The organism is Blautia ammoniilytica (genome assembly GCF_025566965.1).
GTDB lineage: Bacteria > Bacillota > Clostridia > Lachnospirales > Lachnospiraceae > Blautia_A > Blautia_A ammoniilytica.
This window is the reverse complement of the sequence record NZ_JAOQJL010000013.1, coordinates 85,704-102,520: the sequence shown is the minus strand read 5'-3', so window position 1 is coordinate 102,520 and position 16,817 is coordinate 85,704. Positions and strand designations below refer to the sequence as shown.

Annotated in this window: 14 protein-coding genes and 1 tRNA gene; 5 read left to right on the top strand and 10 right to left on the bottom strand. The window is 42.4% G+C overall.

The features are described 5' to 3' along the window. Positions 1–117 precede the first annotated feature (117 nt). Positions 118–188: transfer RNA gene (locus OCV61_RS08365), tRNA-Gly, on the bottom strand. 169 nt (positions 189–357) lie between these two features. Here OCV61_RS08365 and OCV61_RS08360 point away from each other — a divergent pair. Then, positions 358–1,437, top strand: coding sequence for an acyltransferase family protein (locus OCV61_RS08360; protein WP_158421454.1), 1,080 nt, complete (start codon positions 358–360; stop codon positions 1,435–1,437). Positions 1,438–1,496: 59 nt separating this feature from the next. Here the strand turns inward: OCV61_RS08360 and malQ are convergent, their stop codons facing one another. From malQ to OCV61_RS08340, 4 genes are all read right to left on the bottom strand, one after another. Further along, positions 1,497–3,098 (bottom strand): 4-alpha-glucanotransferase, encoded by a 1,602-nt coding sequence (gene malQ, locus OCV61_RS08355; RefSeq protein WP_262582752.1) that lies wholly within the window; start codon positions 3,096–3,098, stop codon positions 1,497–1,499. Between the two features lie 191 nt (positions 3,099–3,289). Next, positions 3,290–4,333, bottom strand: a complete 1,044-nt coding sequence (locus OCV61_RS08350) for a DnaJ C-terminal domain-containing protein (protein WP_158421452.1) — start codon at positions 4,331–4,333, stop codon at positions 3,290–3,292. Positions 4,334–4,475: 142 nt separating this feature from the next. Continuing rightward, a complete protein-coding gene (locus OCV61_RS08345) occupies positions 4,476–6,080 on the bottom strand; it encodes an alpha-amylase family glycosyl hydrolase (RefSeq protein ID WP_158421451.1) in 1,605 nt (534 codons plus the stop codon). Further along, entirely contained in the window at positions 6,061–6,972 is a 912-nt protein-coding gene (locus tag OCV61_RS08340) for an AraC family transcriptional regulator (protein ID WP_158421450.1), read from the bottom strand. The genes OCV61_RS08345 and OCV61_RS08340 overlap by 20 nt, the downstream gene beginning before the upstream one ends. 212 nt (positions 6,973–7,184) lie before the next feature. Here OCV61_RS08340 and OCV61_RS08335 point away from each other — a divergent pair, with 212 nt between their 5' ends. Further along, positions 7,185–8,339 (top strand): MFS transporter, encoded by a 1,155-nt coding sequence (locus OCV61_RS08335; RefSeq protein WP_158421449.1) that lies wholly within the window; start codon positions 7,185–7,187, stop codon positions 8,337–8,339. Here the strand turns inward: OCV61_RS08335 and OCV61_RS08330 are convergent, their stop codons facing one another. The 5 genes from OCV61_RS08330 to OCV61_RS08310 all read right to left on the bottom strand — a co-directional run bounded on the left by OCV61_RS08330 (position 8,340) and on the right by OCV61_RS08310 (position 12,883). Continuing rightward, positions 8,340–9,149, bottom strand: coding sequence for a Cof-type HAD-IIB family hydrolase (locus OCV61_RS08330; RefSeq protein WP_158421448.1), 810 nt, complete (start codon positions 9,147–9,149; stop codon positions 8,340–8,342). Between the two features lie 91 nt (positions 9,150–9,240). Further along, entirely contained in the window at positions 9,241–9,726 is a 486-nt protein-coding gene (locus OCV61_RS08325; RefSeq protein ID WP_158421447.1) for a cupin domain-containing protein, read from the bottom strand. A gap of 58 nt (positions 9,727–9,784) precedes the next feature. Continuing rightward, positions 9,785–10,903: a Gfo/Idh/MocA family protein gene (locus OCV61_RS08320; protein ID WP_158421446.1), complete on the bottom strand. Its 1,119-nt coding sequence runs from the start codon at positions 10,901–10,903 to the stop codon at positions 9,785–9,787. A 119-nt stretch (positions 10,904–11,022) separates the two neighbouring features. Further along, a complete protein-coding gene (locus OCV61_RS08315; protein ID WP_158421445.1) occupies positions 11,023–11,877 on the bottom strand; it encodes a YitT family protein in 855 nt (284 codons plus the stop codon). A 106-nt stretch (positions 11,878–11,983) separates the two neighbouring features. Further along, the gene (locus tag OCV61_RS08310; RefSeq protein ID WP_158421444.1) at positions 11,984–12,883 is read right to left on the bottom strand and encodes a hypothetical protein; all 900 of its coding nucleotides are present in this window, start codon (positions 12,881–12,883) and stop codon (positions 11,984–11,986) included. Positions 12,884–13,082: 199 nt separating this feature from the next. Between OCV61_RS08310 and OCV61_RS08305 the strand changes: the two genes are divergently transcribed. From OCV61_RS08305 to OCV61_RS08295, 3 genes are all read left to right on the top strand, one after another. Beyond that, positions 13,083–14,105: an ABC transporter substrate-binding protein gene (locus tag OCV61_RS08305; protein ID WP_158421443.1), complete on the top strand. Its 1,023-nt coding sequence runs from the start codon at positions 13,083–13,085 to the stop codon at positions 14,103–14,105. 228 nt (positions 14,106–14,333) lie between these two features. Then, a complete protein-coding gene (locus OCV61_RS08300; RefSeq protein ID WP_158421442.1) occupies positions 14,334–15,446 on the top strand; it encodes an ABC transporter ATP-binding protein in 1,113 nt (370 codons plus the stop codon). A 284-nt stretch (positions 15,447–15,730) separates the two neighbouring features. Continuing rightward, complete coding sequence (locus OCV61_RS08295) at positions 15,731–16,816, top strand: PucR family transcriptional regulator (protein WP_158421441.1); 1,086 nt, start codon at positions 15,731–15,733, stop codon at positions 16,814–16,816. Position 16,817: the final 1 nt, after the last annotated feature.

The window sequence follows — 16,817 nt, the reverse complement described above, 5'->3', positions numbered from 1 at the left end:
GGTAGCCGCTCCCTCCTTATATTTCTATTATAATGGAAATACGAAAAAAAGCCCAATTCTTTTTTAGAATCAGACTTTTTCAGTGCCCTTCTATTACAAGCGTTCAGGGGTTCAGCAAGCAGATAACGGGAATCGAACCCGCCTCCTCAGCTTGGGAAGCTGATGTTCTACCAATGAACTATATCTGCGAACGGATATATTATAGCACCATCTGCATTTTTTGGCAAGTAGTGACCTTTATTTCTTTCTATGCTATAATCCAGTTGGCTGTGGCTGCAGCAACATAACTTAGTACACTTATTCGCAGAATAATGTGCTGGTTTCAAATTTATAAACGCTTATTTATTGGAGGTTTTTATGTCTTCTTCAAAAAGTCAATCCAATCCGGAATGCCCTGTCTTTTTCAGTAAAAATGTAACATTTGTACTGAAAGGAGCAGGAATCATCCTGATGCTGTTCCATCATCTTTTCAGCTGTTCCGCAGATCTTGTTGAAAAGTATCATGTTTCTTCCAGATTGATCCCTATCGATAAAATAATGACCTTAAGTGCACTAAGCAAAATATGCGTAGCCATCTTTGTCTTTCTGTCAGCATGCGGAATCACCATTTCTCTTCGCCAGAAGCCAAAAGACCAGCAGACAGGTTACGTATGGCATCGCTATAAGAAGCTTGCTTTCGGTTTTCTGATCGTTTACCTTATCAGTATCCTTACCTTTTTCTTAAGAGTGGACCGACTTGGGATTTACTTTAAAGAAGGCGGCTTAAAAGGTATCTTTTATATGATTATCGATGCCTCGGGACTTGCCAGCTTCTTTGGAACACCATCCTATAACGAAACCTGGTGGTACATGTCCGTAGCCATCCTGATGGTCTTTGCCATGCCTTTGCTGATTTCCCTGTATGACCATTTTGGCTTATCCGCTGTAGTTGTGGCTGCCATGTTAACATATTTAGGGATCCCTCTCACTGCATTCACCACTTACCTTTTCACCATGCTCCTTGGGATCATGGCCGCCAGTGAAAATATTTATGGATATCTGTTTTCTCTAAGGAAAAAATTAAAGTCCATTAAATCGGATACTGTATTTTATAGCCTGGCACTGGTTTTTTTTGCATTTTTGTTTCTTGTCATCCTTACTTTCCGTTTTAAATGCGGTCACGAAGATCTTACAGACGGATTGCTAGCGTTGATCCTTTCCGGTATTTTCTTTATTCTTACAGATCTGAAAGGATTCCGTTTTCCATTTTTATCTTTACTTGGAAAGCATTCCATGAATATGTTTCTTCTGCATACGCTGATTTTTGAATACTATTTCACGGACTTTATTTATTCTTTCCATAACTGGCTGCTGATCACCCTTGTTCTACTCTGTGCATCTCTTGCCATATCTGCAGTCATTGATTTCTTTAAATCAAAATATTCGGTTTATCATTAAAAAACAGCTGTTTTTTTAAAAAAGGGCTGATGCAAAAATACAGCATCAGCCCTTGACCTTTATTTCTTATTCTTTTCTGTTTCCAGTTTTTCTGCTTCCAGTTCTTCTTCTGTCTTTGTCCAGTTTCTTCTTCCGTATCTGGTAGCCAAATCCAGCATTTCCTTCTGCAGCTTTTTCGTAAACTGTCCCTTTTTCAGACGCCATCTCCAGTTTTTGCCCAAAGTAGATGGCTGATTGATCCTGGCACTGTTATCCAGTCCCAGATAATCCTGCATCGGAATAATGCAAAGATTCGCCACACTTCTCATAACCAGTGTGATCAGATCCTCGCAGATACCTTCGTCTGAATCATGGAAGTTTCTCAAATACTGACGAACCAGTCTTCGCTCTTCCGGAGAAATATCGCGGAACCAGCCTCTCAATGTCTCATTATCATGGGTACCTGTATAAACCACACAGTTTCTGGGATAATTATGTGGAAGATAATCGCTGGCATTTCCTGTATCTCTTGCATCAAATGCAAACTCGATCACTTTCATATTGGGTAATCCGCTGTTCTCTACCAGCTGTTTTACAGTATCTGTCATAAAGCCCAGATCCTCTGCAATAATATCTCTGTCACCAAGTCTGTAAGAAATAGTACGGAAAAGATCCATTCCAGGTCCCTTTTCCCACCAGCCATTTTCTGCAGTCGTATCGCCAAATGGAATTGCATAATACTCATCAAAGCCACGGAAATGGTCGATTCGTACAATGTCATACATATTAAAGCAATGAGCAAGACGTTTCACCCACCAGTCGAAACCTGACTGTCTGTGAACATCCCAGTTATACAGCGGATTGCCCCATAACTGTCCGGTAGCAGAAAAGCCATCGGGAGGACATCCGGCCACCTGTGTAGGCTGATTTTCTTCATCCAGTTTAAACAGCCACGGACTTGCCCATGTATCAGCACTATCCAGTGCAACATAAATCGGGATATCTCCAATAATACGAATCCCTCTACTATTTGCATATGCCTTTAATTTGCCCCACTGCTCATAGAACTTAAACTGCATATACTCCTGAAATTCAATCTCATAATAAAGCTCTTGTCTGTAATAATCCAACGCATTCTGCCAGCGCAGGCGGATATCCTGTGCCCACTCACTCCACGGTGCACCCTCAAACCTGTCCTTGACAGCCATAAACAGTGCATAGTCCTTTAACCAATATCCCTGTTCCCTCTGGAATTTCAGAAAATCTTGATTCTTGGTAATATCACTGCGGCCATATGCCTTACGGAGGAGCTTATACCGTCCCTTATACAGCTTTTCATAATCAATATCATCTGCTTTATTTCCAAAGTCTACACTATTGCATTCTTTTTCTGTAAGCACACCCTCCTGGATCAGATCTTCCAGACTGATAAAATAAGGATTACCTGCAAAAGTGGAAAAAGACTGATAGGGAGAATCCCCATAGCTGGTCGGACCAAGGGGCAAAATCTGCCAGCAGCACTGTCCTGCTGCCTTCAGTTCATCTACAAAATCATATGCACTCTTTGAAAAACACCCGATTCCGTACTTTGACGGCAGGCTGCTGATTGGAAGCAGTACACCGCACTCTCGTTTATTTATCATGATTACCTCCCTCGAAAATTCTGTAGGACTGTTTCTTATTTCCAGATAAGATATTCCAAATACCTAATACAGCAAATATTAAGTAATCGCCATATTGACTTGCCTTAATTGTCACTATACTGGTGTCTCCAAACAAAATAAGTGCAGTCCTTATACACCAATGTTAATATTGGCATAAAAAGCACTGCACCGTCAATAATAAACTTTTTAGAAATATGTTATTTTTTCACTCATGCAGAATATCTGGCATTTTCAAATTGGTTCATGCTGTCTTCATATGCTTGCAATCTTGCTTTTGACTCCCTGCTCAGATTCCTTGGAACCTGGATCCTGACCTCTGCATACTGGTCTCCCCGTACAGAGGGATCTTTCATTGATACAATGCCTTTCCCCTTAAGACGGATTTTCGTTCCGGACTGTGTGCCTTCCTTGATCCGGCACATCACATCGCCATACAAAGTATGCACAACTGCTTCTCCACCTAACACAGCGGTAGTGAATGGGATATTCAATATTGTATATACATCCTGTCCTTTTCTCTCAAAACCGGTCTTAGGCATAACATGGATCTTCAAAATCAGATCTCCAGGCTGGCCGCCACCTGCACCTGGCTGCCCCTTTCCACGAAGCCGGATGCTTTTTCCGGTATCAATACCTGCCGGGATCTTCACCTGCAATGTATGTGTTTTCCCTATACCATTGGCATCCGATAATGAAATCCGTTTCTCACAGCCAAAAGCTGCCTCGTCAAAGCTTACTGTCACATCGGCATTCAGATCAGCACCATCACGGCTGCCTCCAAAACCTCCGAAGCCACCTCTGCCTGTGCCAAATCCCTGATGGAAGCCATCTGATGAGCCACCGAAACTACTTCCAAAGCCGCCAAATCCATGGGAGCTTCTGTTCCCAAAGCCGCCGAACATATTTTTCAGAATATCATCCATGTCACCACCTTCAAAATGATATTCCTGGTAGCCATCGCCACTCCTGCCGTAATTGCCATGAAATCCGCCAAAACCTTCGGTACCTGCACCGCCTGCACCTTCATCAAAGGCAGCATGGCCATACTGATCATACATTTTTCTTTTTTCAGGATCGCTAAGCACAGAATAAGCCTCTGTAATCTCTTTAAACTTCTGTTCAGCCTGTGGATCCCCTGCATTTGAATCCGGATGATACTTCTTTGCCAGTTTTCTGTATGCTTTCTTAATGGTACTTTCCTGTGCATCTCTGTTGATGCCAAGCACCTGATAATAATCTCTCTTTGTTTCCATAGTCTCACTCCCTGTTCTACTTGTAATATAACACCCGTTTTTTAGTGCGTCAAGCATCTTTTATTTATTTCACATAATCTTCACAGTATTTAAGTCGAACGTGCGTGAGACCTGGATTGTCCTCCCACTGATAAAAACTTTTTCACCTAAGGACAGCAATAGAATATGCCGGCATCTGAAGAATCCCTTCCTTTAGTGTGGGAGCAACCTCTTTCCCAACCAGTATATCCTCCAGCGAAATATTCCCCTGTGTTTTCTGATTCAGGCTTACTCCTGTAAGATCCACAGCTTCCTGTTCTCCTGAGATATTATATACCAGCAGAATTTCCGAATCATCCAGGCTTTTACGGATAGTACAGATATTGTCTCCGGAAAGATCTTCTTCAAAAGTCACTTTTCCCATTTGGATCTCCGGATATTTTTCCCTCAAATGAAGCACATCTTTTACATACTGATACACAGAAGCTTCATCCTTTTCCTGCTCTTCAAGACTTCCATATTTCATCTTTACTGTATCCATAGCTTCCGGTCCATTGCACATGCCCTCTGCATTTTTGTCTGTACTCCAGTACATTGGGGCACGGAAATTCTCGTCTTTTCCCGCTCCCTTCATCCCAAGCTCTTCCCCATAGTACAAAAATGCCTGTCCAGTCATGGTAAGATTCATGGCCTGAGCGATCTTGGTCTGACTTTCGCTATCTTCTCCGGAATAATATCCTGCACCTCTTGCCATATCGTGATTGGTATAAAATGGTGCATCCACCGGATCCTCCCCGTACTTTTCAAGGGTATTCTGCAAGGTAATCAGCGCCTTTCCATAAGAAGAAGCATTATAGGAGCTCATCTTCTTTACAGTATCTGCAATGATCCCCTCATTACCGGCAAAAGCAAAATCAAAGCAGCTGTCAATCCCGCTGGCATAATATTTCCCGTAGGTATCCATATCTGACCACACTTCTGCTACAATATATGCGTCCGGTTTATTAGTCTTTACCATCTGATTAAACCAGGTTAAAACTTCCACATTTTTATCCGTCATATCGCTGTAATATTCTTTTGCCGCATCCAGACGGAAGCCATCCACCCCCAGTTCCTGCCAGAACCGGACAATCTTTTCAAATTCCTGCCGCACCAATGGATTTCCCAGATTCAGATCCGGCATCTCACTCCAGAATCTGGACTCATAGAACCAGGATGTTCCCTCCAGCTGATTGTATCCTGCCTGATTTTCCCTGGAAAAATTATAATAATCCACATATGGACATGTTTCACTATCCGGCTCCTGTCCTTCCGGAAGTGACTGTAGATATTCAGAGGCCTTCAAAAACCAGGGATGCTTAGAGGAAGAGTGGTTCATCGGCAGATCTATGATCACCTGGATTCCTCTTTCATGACACTTGGAAACCAGGCTTTTAAAATCATCCAGTGTTCCATATTCCGGATCAATGTCCATATAATCCATTACATCATATTTATGATAGGTAGTGGAAGGCATCACCGGCATAAGCCAGATCATATCACAGCCCAGATCCTCTTGTGTACTTTCGTCTCCATCGTTTATATAGTCCAATTTATGGGACACACCATTCAGATCACCGATACCATCCCCATTGCTGTCATTAAAGCTATACACAAAAATCTCATAGCAGGTATTGCTTGTTCCTTCTGCTGCCTGCACAGAATTTCCCATAAACATGGTCTGCATGCAAAGTGATGCCACCAGTCCCTTAATCCATTTCTTTTTCATTCTTTTTCTCCTTCTTCCTGTATTCTGAGGGTGTTATCCCCATCATCTCACGGAAACTTTTAGCAAAATAACTCATCTCCTGAAATCCACACAGCTCGCCAATATCTGCAATCTTTTTCTCTGTAGTTATCAGCATTTCTGCAGCTCTTTGTACCCGGAACTGCTTCAGATAACGGATAGGTGTTGTCCCAATCGTCTCACGGAAGCACCTGAGACATTCACTTTCACTGATCATTGCCGCCTGTGCGATCATCCCAATAGTCAGCGGCTCTTCATAATACTGCTGTATATACTGAAGCATAGACTTGATCCGTTCGCCGTTTCTTAATATCTTAGGTGATGGCTCATGCCCTGATAAGGGACAATGGTTATACAACAGCAATATCAGTTTGGATAACGCAGCCCTTACCTGAAATTCATATCCCGGATATTCCTGCACCATTGCCTGCCATGCCTCTTCAATGGCAGCGCAGGCATCCTTATGCCATGTCTCTTCACTGTCAAAAATAACCATCTGAAGAGATGTATCTGTAAGTATTGGGCGCAGATATTTCTGCCAGAAAATACTATCTCTCCCGCCGATCAGCCTTGGATGAAACACAAGGGAATGGAACCTGCAGTTTCCCTTTTCAGCATTCCAGGCACCATGCAGTACACCTGTATTGATGAAAAATCCACAGCTTTCCTTTACCTGAATTTTCCGGGAACCGGCTGCCGAAATTACATTTCCCTCTGACACTACCACAGCCTCCAGTTCTTCATGCCAGTGCCAGGCAACATTTGCCTGTTTCAGATCATCATGATAACAGGCAACAGGAAATACAGAAGATCCATGCTGTGAAAGTTCCTGACCTGTACTATCGATATTCTGGATACATTCCTGGATTGCCATAGATTTTAGTTCCTTTCTGATTCTCTGTGATCATACAATCGTTAGGTATTCGTAACAATTCGGTACCCGCACAGTTACAAAGCAAGCTGCATTCCAAGTCATCTCTGGTGATGGATTTTTGGCGATTTTATCATATATTTATGAGGATTATCTTCTACTGTTTCCGATTTTATGATGATATAATCGTATCACAATGATAGGAGGTTGACAATATGATTCATTTATTACTGGCTGTTATTTACTTATCCTTTATCAGCCTTGGCCTTCCGGATTCCCTTCTTGGAGCTGCATGGCCTAAAATGTATCTTGAATTTGGAGTTCCGGTTTCTTCTGCCGGTATTATTTCCATGATCATTTCCATGGGCACCATTATTTCCAGTCTTCAAAGTGACCGGCTTACCAAGAAACTGGGAACCGGCAGGGTTACTGCGATCAGCGTAGGTATCACTGCTGCCGCACTGTTTGGTTTTTCTATCAGCGGTTCCTTCTGGATGCTCTGCCTCTGGGCCATCCCCTATGGACTGGGTGCAGGAAGCGTAGACGCATCCTTAAATAACTATGTTGCGCTTCATTACGCAAGCCGTCATATGAGCTGGCTGCATTGTATGTGGGGACTGGGCACATCCCTTGGTCCTTATATTATGGGATATGTACTTACCGGTGGACAGCGTTGGAACATGGGATACCGTTATATTTCCTGCCTGCAGTTTATGCTGACAGCAATTCTGGTATGCAGTCTTCCTTTATGGAAAAAAGTGGGTGGAAATGCTCAGGTGCAGGAAGAAGCTTCTTCAGAACCACTCCCGCTGAAAAAAATACTGTCTATTTCCGGTGCAAAAGAAGTGATGCTCGCATTCTTCTGTTATTGCGGCATTGAACAGACTGCCATTTTATGGGCAAGTAGCTACCTTGTTTTCCACAGCGGTTTTTCTGCTGAAAAAGCAGCAGGACTTGCAGCGTTGTTCTTTATCGGCATTACCGTAGGGCGTGCTCTTAGCGGTTTTATCACCATGAAGCTGTCCGACCCACAGATGATCCGTATGGGACAGGCTATTATTCTGGCGGGTATCCTTATTATGCTTCTGCCAGTCGGCTTTGGCTCACAAGCAGGACTGCTGATGATAGGTCTGGGCTGTGCTCCTATTTACCCATGCATCATCCATTCCACACCTGATCATTTTGGAGCAGATAAATCCCAGGCAGTGATCGGTGTACAGATGGCAAGTGCTTATATGGGAAGTCTTCTTATGCCCCCTGTATTCGGACTGATCGCCCAGAACCTGAGTACCTCCCTGCTTCCTATGTTCTTTCTGCTTTTACTGATTCTGATGGTTTTCATGCATGAAAAACTCCTGCGACTGACTTAGTCAGTCCAGGAGCCATTTTTTGATTGCATAAGCGATCCCATCTTCATTATTGGAAAGAGTAACTTTATCTGCTTTATCTTTTACTGCCTCTTCAGCATTCTCCATTGCAATTCCCCATCCTGCAGCTTCTAGCATGGGCATATCATTTTCCGAATCTCCAAATGCAGCAGCATCCTTAATGGAAATTCCAAGGACCTTACAGATATCCTTCAGTCCTTTTCCTTTGTCAATCTGTCTTGGAATGATCTCCAGATAAAAAGCAGCTGTTCTTACAACCGTCAGATCCTCATCCAGATGTGCTGCGATCTGCTGCTGTATCTGAAGAATCTGTTCCGGGTCAACTGCCAGAAGAAGTTTCACAGGAGCAAAGTCCAGAAAATCGGACAGGTTATCAACTTCTGTACAGCTCATCCGGTTGTTTCTGCATTCAAATTCCACTTTATACCCTTTTTCATCGGTAACATAAAACTGCTTTCCATCATCCAGAATCACTGTTACAGGCAAGGTTTCCAGATAGCGAAGAAGTGCTTTTGTTTTCTCTTTGTCCATGCTAGTCTCTGACAGAACACTTCCATCCGATGCCAGAATGATCCTGCCTCCATTGTAAGCCATCAGGATTCCCTGATGCGTGTACAGTTCCAGTTCTTCTGCCATCTCATAAAGTCCGGGAACCGGTCTGGCAGATGCGAGCATAAGCCTTACCCCTTTTTCCTGTACCTGCAGAAGTGTATTTTTCGTATCTGATGTGATCTTCTTTTCATCGTTTGTCAATGTGCCATCAATATCAAGTGCCAGTAGCTTTACTTTCATGTTCCTTACCTTTCTGTAATACCTTTACCTATTTTTATAAGCTGGTGATATTTTTATAACTCCTTGTAACTGTACAGTAATTGCAGTATAGTTACCAATCCTTGACTTCTCCGGTGAGCTTCCGAATATATGCTGCTGCATCCGGATACTTTTTCAAAAGTTCTTCCCGGTTACCATGTTCATACTCTTTCTCAGAATATGCAGGACACATGGTAGTTCCAAGCAGCGCCCATTTTCCCCCTTCTTTCAGGCGGGATCCCTGCCATACGCCCCCTTCAACCACATGCTGGGGTACCTGCCCCTTAAAAAGATCTGTTCCAAGAACTGTAAGCTTTGTACTTCCATCCGGCATAAGTTCACACAATTCCACTGGATCTCCCATATAGAAATGATACACTTCTTCTCCTGTGAGACGATGTAAATGTGAAAAAGAATCCTCTGTCAGAAGATAGTAGATCGCACTTCCCTCTGAAATCCCATGATCTTTTTTCTTACTTTTCCAGGTTTCTTTTACCATGCCACCTTCCTGTCCCAAAGGCACCATATCTAATAATCTAATCACATCCTGCGCTGTCATATACTCTCCTATTATCTTTGCTTCGTTCTGAATGTTATTACTTTTCACGCTTTTCTATTTATTCTACATTGATCCAGGCACCGCCAGTTCTGACACTTTCCAACACGCCCTGGCAGATCCTGGCGATTCTTGCTCCCCTGGCAAAATCCGGATAAGTTTCCCCTGACCTGCCTTCCTGGACTGCCTGGTAAAAAGCCTCAAACATCTGTATAAAGGTTTCTGAAAATCCATTTCCAAAGGCAAAAACCTCCTTCCGGATCCCTTCGCCCTTTCTGGCTGTAAACAACTGATTGTTTTCCTCCTCATTCCACCAGATATTCCCGTCAGTTCCTGTGATCTCCAGGGAAAGATGATTGCCTCTTCCAGGAGATACTTCCGAAAGTACCACACTTCCCAGTGCCTGATTTTCAAATTTCATCTGAATAATGGCTGCATCTTCTGATGTTACTTCTATCTTGTCTCCATCCAAGGAAGCAGATGCCTGCACTTTTCTTCCGGTTTCATTCGCCTTTTCAGAAGCTTTGTCTGGATACATCATACCGTCTTTTAAAATCCGGTGAGGCGTATAGCATGCGAATAAGGCAGATACTTCCTTAATCCTCTGTCCTGATATATATTCTGCTATGTCAAACCAGTGGGTTCCGATCTCGGAAACTGCTCGCATTTCTCCTCCGGTTTCCGGATGATATCTCCAGTCATAGGGTGCCGGAAGTGCTCCAAATTCCTGCAAATATGTTCCATGGATCAGGATCGGACGTCCGATCATACCATTCTCCACCAGTTCTTTTGCCCGCCGGCATGCCATATGATACCGGACATTTAATACCATTCCACAGATTTTTCCACTCATTGCGGCCTGTTCTGCAAGATCTTTTGCCTCTGTCTGTGACAGACTCAGCGGTTTTTCACACAATACATGTTTTCCTGCATCTAAAGCAGATTTTACCAGAGTCCCATGTGTAGCCGGCGGGGTGCAAATATGGATCACATCTGCCTCTGATTCCATGATCGCCTCCACTGAAGTTACCCATTTAGGAATCCCCCACTTTTTTGCAAATGCTTTTGCATGCTCTTCTTTCTGACTCATTACCACATCAACAGACACATTACAGGCACGAAGTGCTTTCATATGTACCTCTGCTGCAAATCCTGTTCCAATGATCCCTGCTTTCATCATCTGCCTCTTTCTTTTACTATCTTATCTACAGCTATCAAGTTGTTACTGTTCACTTTGTTCGCAGTATTTTATTGTTTTATAAATCCTCTGTCTTGACTTCCCCTGTTCTCTTATCCCTTTTATTTTTTCGGCTGGTAGCGCATGTCCGAAACATTGTACACCGTAACAAAAGCTTTTGGATCCTGATTGTTAATGAAATTCATCAGTTTCTGATATTCTGTCTTATCTACAATAGTAATGATCTCATTCCTTTTCTGCATATTGTAGGCACCTATGGATTCGTAAATAGTGGCTCCACTATGCAGTTCTTCAATAATGAACCTGCGAAGTTCTTCTTCTTTTTTTGTGATAATGCATACCCTTCGCTTAATATTGTGGTCAAAAATAAAATGATCCAGCACAAGGCCGTTAAAATAGGTTCCAAGAATACTCAGCACAACCGTTTTCTTATCATATACCAGTGCTGCGGAAAGAGCCACGCACATCCCGGACAGGGACATTGCCTTTCCCAGTTCCATATGAAGGTACTTATTCATAATCTTTGCCACAATATCCAACCCGCCGGAGGATGCATTTCTATTAAAAAGAATACTAAGTCCCACACTGACCACCAGGATATAGGAAAGCACATCCAACTCCTGGCTGCCGGTCATAGAACCCATATCTGGAAATATCCTCTCAAACAGACCAATAAATACAGGCAGCATAATGCTTGTATAAACCGTTTTTATTCCAAACTCTCTTCCACAAGTGATAAAACCTATGATCAAAAGCACCACATTCAGAACCATAGTAATTGCAGACAAGGGAATTGGTACAAAATTGGACAGCACAATTCCAAGACCTGAAATACTGCTGACTGAAGTATGGCTTGGCACCAGAAAAAAATAAACCGCAGCTGCTATGATAGCTACCGCCCAGGTGAGAACCACCGTTTCTTTTATTATATCTACGTAATTTAATTGCTTTTTCATAATCAGATTCCCGGCTTTCCTCTATTATTCATCCATGAATTGTATCATATCCACACACAAAAGGAAACGTGTAGTGTAATTTTCGTTACTGTTAGTACATTGTTTCTCAAAACAAGTCCAGCATACTGTCCAGATATATTTTTTCCCTGACATGTATCTGATATTCCGGTTTGGTCATGTAATAGAGCAAAAATTCCAATATCAGGGCACTTCCAAGCCCTCTGCCTTCTATCTTAAAATTTGAAAATCCCATTGGAAGATAAATATTTCTGATATCATCGATTCCAATAAATCCCGGATTTTTCATAGCCTTGGAAAATAAATAACCCTTTTCTCCCTCCGGTGCCTTGCAGCGATACTCCGGGCAGTTTTCGCCCAGATTTTTACGGCTGACTGTTTCATAACAGGCTTTTCTGTTCCTGCAGCCGAACCAACAACATTCATTACAGAGAAATTCCACTTTATTCTTCTCAGCCTGGGTCAGTGTGTTCAACTGATCGAAGGTCTTATTTAACCGGAAGTCCGGCACTACATAACAGAAATCTTTTCTCCTGATTTCTTTCTCAAACTGTGTAAAATCCGTCAGAACCTTGGTGGTGGAAGAAACGAAATAGAATCCCGGATAATGCTTCTTAATATATTTCAGAAGCAATTCTGAATAAATGATTACACCATTTTGCGGTTCCGTGTTTTTCTCAAACAATCGGCACAGTGTATTGCATTTCCTATCCAAAAGATGTTCCTGGCGCAGAAGGGAATTGCTAAAGGTCAGCCGGGCAGAAATTCCATATTCCTGCATCAGCTCAAGTACCTCCTTAGGATCATTCTCTCCGAATCCTGTCCTGCCTCCTCCCCAGATACAGTCTGATGGAGCACCATATATGGAACCTATTTCACACCAGTCATAAAAATACTCCCTGTGTTCCCGGAATAATGGCAAAAACATCCGGTACAGTTCATAAAATTCAAACAACCCAGGCAGATGAAAATATGCTTTCTCTTTCATTAATTTTGTTCCTGTTCCTTTACAGATAAAAGCCTTACAACCGTAAACATTCTGATACATTATGTATTACATTTTTTAGAAAAAATTATAACACTGCCCTCTTTTTATGTCCACATTATTTAATCTTGAATAGTCTGCGCATACACCATTTAAGATTTACGGCATATCTTAACAGCAGAAGTCAAAAAGGAGTATCTGTATGAGAAAATTAAAATGGATCGCACTGGCAGCTGCTGTTATGATGACTATTACTGCACTGCCAGTAACAGCATTAGCAAAGAAAAAAGACAGTACAGAAGATAAAACGCTTAGCAAGGTTACTTTAAATGAAGTAGCACATTCAATCTTTTATGCACCGCAATACGTGGCAATTGAAGAGGGCTATTTTGAAGAAGAAGGGCTGGATCTTACACTTGTCACAGGATTTGGTGCGGATAAGACTATGACTGCTGTCATTTCCGGTGAAGCAGATATTGGCTTTATGGGGGCTGAGGCATCTATCTATGCCTATCAGGAAGGAGCTACGGATCCGGTTATGAATTTTGCACAGCTAACCCAACGGGCTGGAAATTTCCTTGTGGCAAGGGAAGAAATGCCGGATTTTACATGGGATGACCTAAAAGGAAAGAAAGTTCTGGGTGGCCGAAAAGGCGGCATGCCGGAAATGGTATTTGAATATATTCTGAAAAATAACGGTCTTGATCCGGAAACAGATCTTACCATAGACCAAAGTATTGATTTTGGCTCAACAGCAGCTGCCTTCACAGGGGATACCTCTGCGGATTTCACCGTGGAATTTGAACCCTCTGCTACTTTGCTGGAGCAGGAAGGGACCGGATATGTGGTAGCATCCCTTGGTACAGATTCCGGATACGTACCGTATACCTCTTACAGTGCTAAAGCCAGCTTTTTAGAAGATCATCCGAAAATCATACAAAAATTCACAAATGCCCTACAAAAAGGTATGGATTATGTAAGCACCCATTCACCAGAAGAAATTGCCACTGTGATTGCCCCTCAGTTCCCGGAAACTGACCTTGCAACCGTAACTGCTATCGTAACCCGATACTATCAGCAGGATACCTGGAAAGATAACCTTATTTTTAATGAGGAAAGCTTTCAGCTACTCCAGGATATCCTTCAGGATGCAGGGGAGCTTTCCAGGCGTACAGAATATACAGATCTTGTAACTACCAGCTTTGCCCAAAAGGCTGCTTCATAAATTACACTGACTTTATTTTCCATTTTGCCGAAACCTTATTAGTTTCTTTTCGTCAGATTGACAAGAAACCGACAAAAACTTTGTACGATTCTTCCCTAGCCCTTCCAAAAGGTTTTCGCTATACTATCACTATAAAAGAACGCAAATTCATGTAACTAAATAATAAAAACAAAAATAACTGTGAGGATACCAAACAGTTATAAACCAAAGGATGTTGGAGGAAGAATCATGGCAAGCTTATCATTACAGCACATTAACAAAACTTATCCAAACGGCTTTCAGGCTGTTAAGGATTTTAACCTTGAAATCGAAGACAAAGAGTTCATCATCTTTGTAGGACCTTCCGGATGTGGTAAATCTACTACTCTTCGTATGGTTGCAGGCCTTGAGGAGATCACCAGTGGTACATTAAAGATTGGTGATAAGGTTATGAACGATGTTGAGCCTAAAGATCGTGATATCGCAATGGTATTCCAGAACTACGCTCTGTATCCTCACATGACCGTATATGATAACATGGCTTTTGGACTGAAGCTTCGTAAAGTTCCGAAGGATCAGATTGACAAAGCAGTTAAAGAAGCAGCAAGGATCCTTGACCTTGAGAAACTTCTTGACCGTAAACCAAAGGCTCTTTCCGGTGGACAGAGACAGCGTGTTGCTATGGGTCGTGCAATTGTTCGTAATCCTAAGGTATTCCTTATGGATGAGCCTCTTTCCAACCTGGATGCAAAACTTCGTGTACAGATGCGTATCGAGATCTCCAAGATCCATCAGAGACTTGGTGCTACAATTATCTATGTAACACATGACCAGACAGAGGCTATGACTCTTGGTACCAGAATCGTAGTTATGAAAGATGGTGTTGTTCAGCAGGTTGATACACCACAGAACCTGTATGAGAAACCAGGCAACCTGTTCGTAGCAGGATTCATGGGATCCCCGCAGATGAACTTCCTTGACGCACAGATCGTAGAAAAAGGTAATAACCTGATTGCCAAGATCGGTGACAATGATGTTGTTATTCCAGCAGCTAAGGCTAAAGTTCTTAAAGAGAGTGGCTATGTAGGAAAGACTGTTGTACTTGGTATCCGTCCAGAGGATATTCATGATTCCCAGATGTTCATCGAGGCTTCTCCAAGCGCTCCAATGACATCCACAGTTAAAGTATATGAGCTGCTTGGTGCTGAAGTATTCCTGTACTTCGATGTAAACGGCACACAGGTAACAGCACGAGTTGACCCACGTACTACTTCCAAGACAGGCGACGCTATCAAATTTGCATTTGATATGGAGAAATCTCATTTCTTCGATAAAGAGACAGAGCTTGTGATCTGCAACTAATACAATTGATTTAGCTATCAATATAAACCTATGATAAAGGCGGTTGTACCTGTTCGTGACATTCACGAAAAGACAGGTACAGCCGTTTTTTACTATAAAAGTCCCGGACAGCAGCCATGAATGAGCCATGCTTGCATGCGCGAATTCATGGATATTGGACGGGCTAAACTGTATGAGCCATAATTCCTGTGTTTTTTCTTTTTTGATCCATTATTTTATGATATACTATGCTCACAAGGTTCAAAACCCTGTATTCAATCCGCTAAAAAGTGAGGACACACCTGATGAAAGTATTTCAAGTTTTACAGAAATGCCTGAATGACTGGAAGAATATCAGCCACCTTGATTTCTGTCTGGTGGATTCAGATGATAACATATGTGTAACTACCTGCAGCCGTCAGCTTCCTTCATCCAAAAAATTAGAAGATTTCCGAGAAAGCGATGCGCTTTGTCTTTCCAATACCAGCTGTTCCCTGTACAAAATCATGGATAATCAGCAGTTGGCCTACATCCTGATCCTATGGGGAACAGATCCTTCTGCCTCCACCATTGGAGAACTGGCTGTCTGCCAGATTGAAAGCCTGCTCACCGCATATGCCGAAAAAAGCGACAAAAATGTATTTATGCAGAATCTCCTTCTTGGTAATTACGGCGAGATCGATGCATTTAATAAAGCCAAAAAGCTGCATATCTCCACCTCTGTCAGAAGATGCATTTTCCTTGCAGAAACAAAGCAGAACAAAGACGAGAATGTACTTGCTACCATCCGCAACATTTTCTCTGCACGTACCAGAGATTTTATCACTGCCTTAGATGATTCAGGGATCATTATCATCCATGAGCTGCAGTCCACTGAAGAATTCCAGGATATGCGGCGTGTGGCACATATGCTGGTAGATATGCTGAATACAGAGGCCATGACATCTGCCTGGGTATCCTACAGCAATCTGACAGACAACATCCATCACCTGCCCTCAGCTTACAAAGAAGCCAAAACAGCTTTGGAAGTAGGTAAGATCTTTTATGCCCAGAAAAATGTTTTTGGCTATAACCGTCTTGGGATCGGCCGTCTGATCTATCAGCTTCCTGTAGAGATCTGCGAAATGTTTATAGATGAATTTTTCAAGGAAGAAACCCTGGATTCCATTGATGACGAAACACTTGCTACCATCCGCACTTTTTTTGAAAACAATCTGAATCTTTCTGAAACCTCAAGACAGCTTTACGTCCACAGAAATACTCTGGTCTACCGTTTTGAGAAGCTCCAGAAAAAGTTCGGCCTGGATATCCGCACCTTTGAGGATGCGCTTACCTTTAAGCTGGCCATGATGGTGGTGGATTATATTAAATATTCCCAAAACCTCAAATGAT

Excerpts from the sequence above, each read along its gene's own strand:
- OCV61_RS08360 (WP_158421454.1), top strand. The coding sequence starts at position 358 with ATGTCTTCTTCAAAAAGTCAATCCAATCCGGAATGCCCTGTCTTTTTC.
- OCV61_RS08350 (WP_158421452.1), bottom strand. The coding sequence starts at position 4,333 with ATGGAAACAAAGAGAGATTATTATCAGGTGCTTGGCATCAACAGAGAT.
- OCV61_RS08345 (WP_158421451.1), bottom strand. The coding sequence starts at position 6,080 with ATGAAAAAGAAATGGATTAAGGGACTGGTGGCATCACTTTGCATGCAG.
- OCV61_RS08340 (WP_158421450.1), bottom strand. The coding sequence starts at position 6,972 with ATGGCAATCCAGGAATGTATCCAGAATATCGATAGTACAGGTCAGGAA.
- OCV61_RS08335 (WP_158421449.1), top strand. The coding sequence starts at position 7,185 with ATGATTCATTTATTACTGGCTGTTATTTACTTATCCTTTATCAGCCTT.
- OCV61_RS08330 (WP_158421448.1), bottom strand. The coding sequence starts at position 9,149 with ATGAAAGTAAAGCTACTGGCACTTGATATTGATGGCACATTGACAAAC.
- OCV61_RS08325 (WP_158421447.1), bottom strand. The coding sequence starts at position 9,726 with ATGACAGCGCAGGATGTGATTAGATTATTAGATATGGTGCCTTTGGGA.
- OCV61_RS08320 (WP_158421446.1), bottom strand. The coding sequence starts at position 10,903 with ATGATGAAAGCAGGGATCATTGGAACAGGATTTGCAGCAGAGGTACAT.
- OCV61_RS08315 (WP_158421445.1), bottom strand. The coding sequence starts at position 11,877 with ATGAAAAAGCAATTAAATTACGTAGATATAATAAAAGAAACGGTGGTT.
- OCV61_RS08310 (WP_158421444.1), bottom strand. The coding sequence starts at position 12,883 with ATGAAAGAGAAAGCATATTTTCATCTGCCTGGGTTGTTTGAATTTTAT.
- OCV61_RS08305 (WP_158421443.1), top strand. The coding sequence starts at position 13,083 with ATGAGAAAATTAAAATGGATCGCACTGGCAGCTGCTGTTATGATGACT.
- OCV61_RS08300 (WP_158421442.1), top strand. The coding sequence starts at position 14,334 with ATGGCAAGCTTATCATTACAGCACATTAACAAAACTTATCCAAACGGC.
- OCV61_RS08295 (WP_158421441.1), top strand. The coding sequence starts at position 15,731 with ATGAAAGTATTTCAAGTTTTACAGAAATGCCTGAATGACTGGAAGAAT.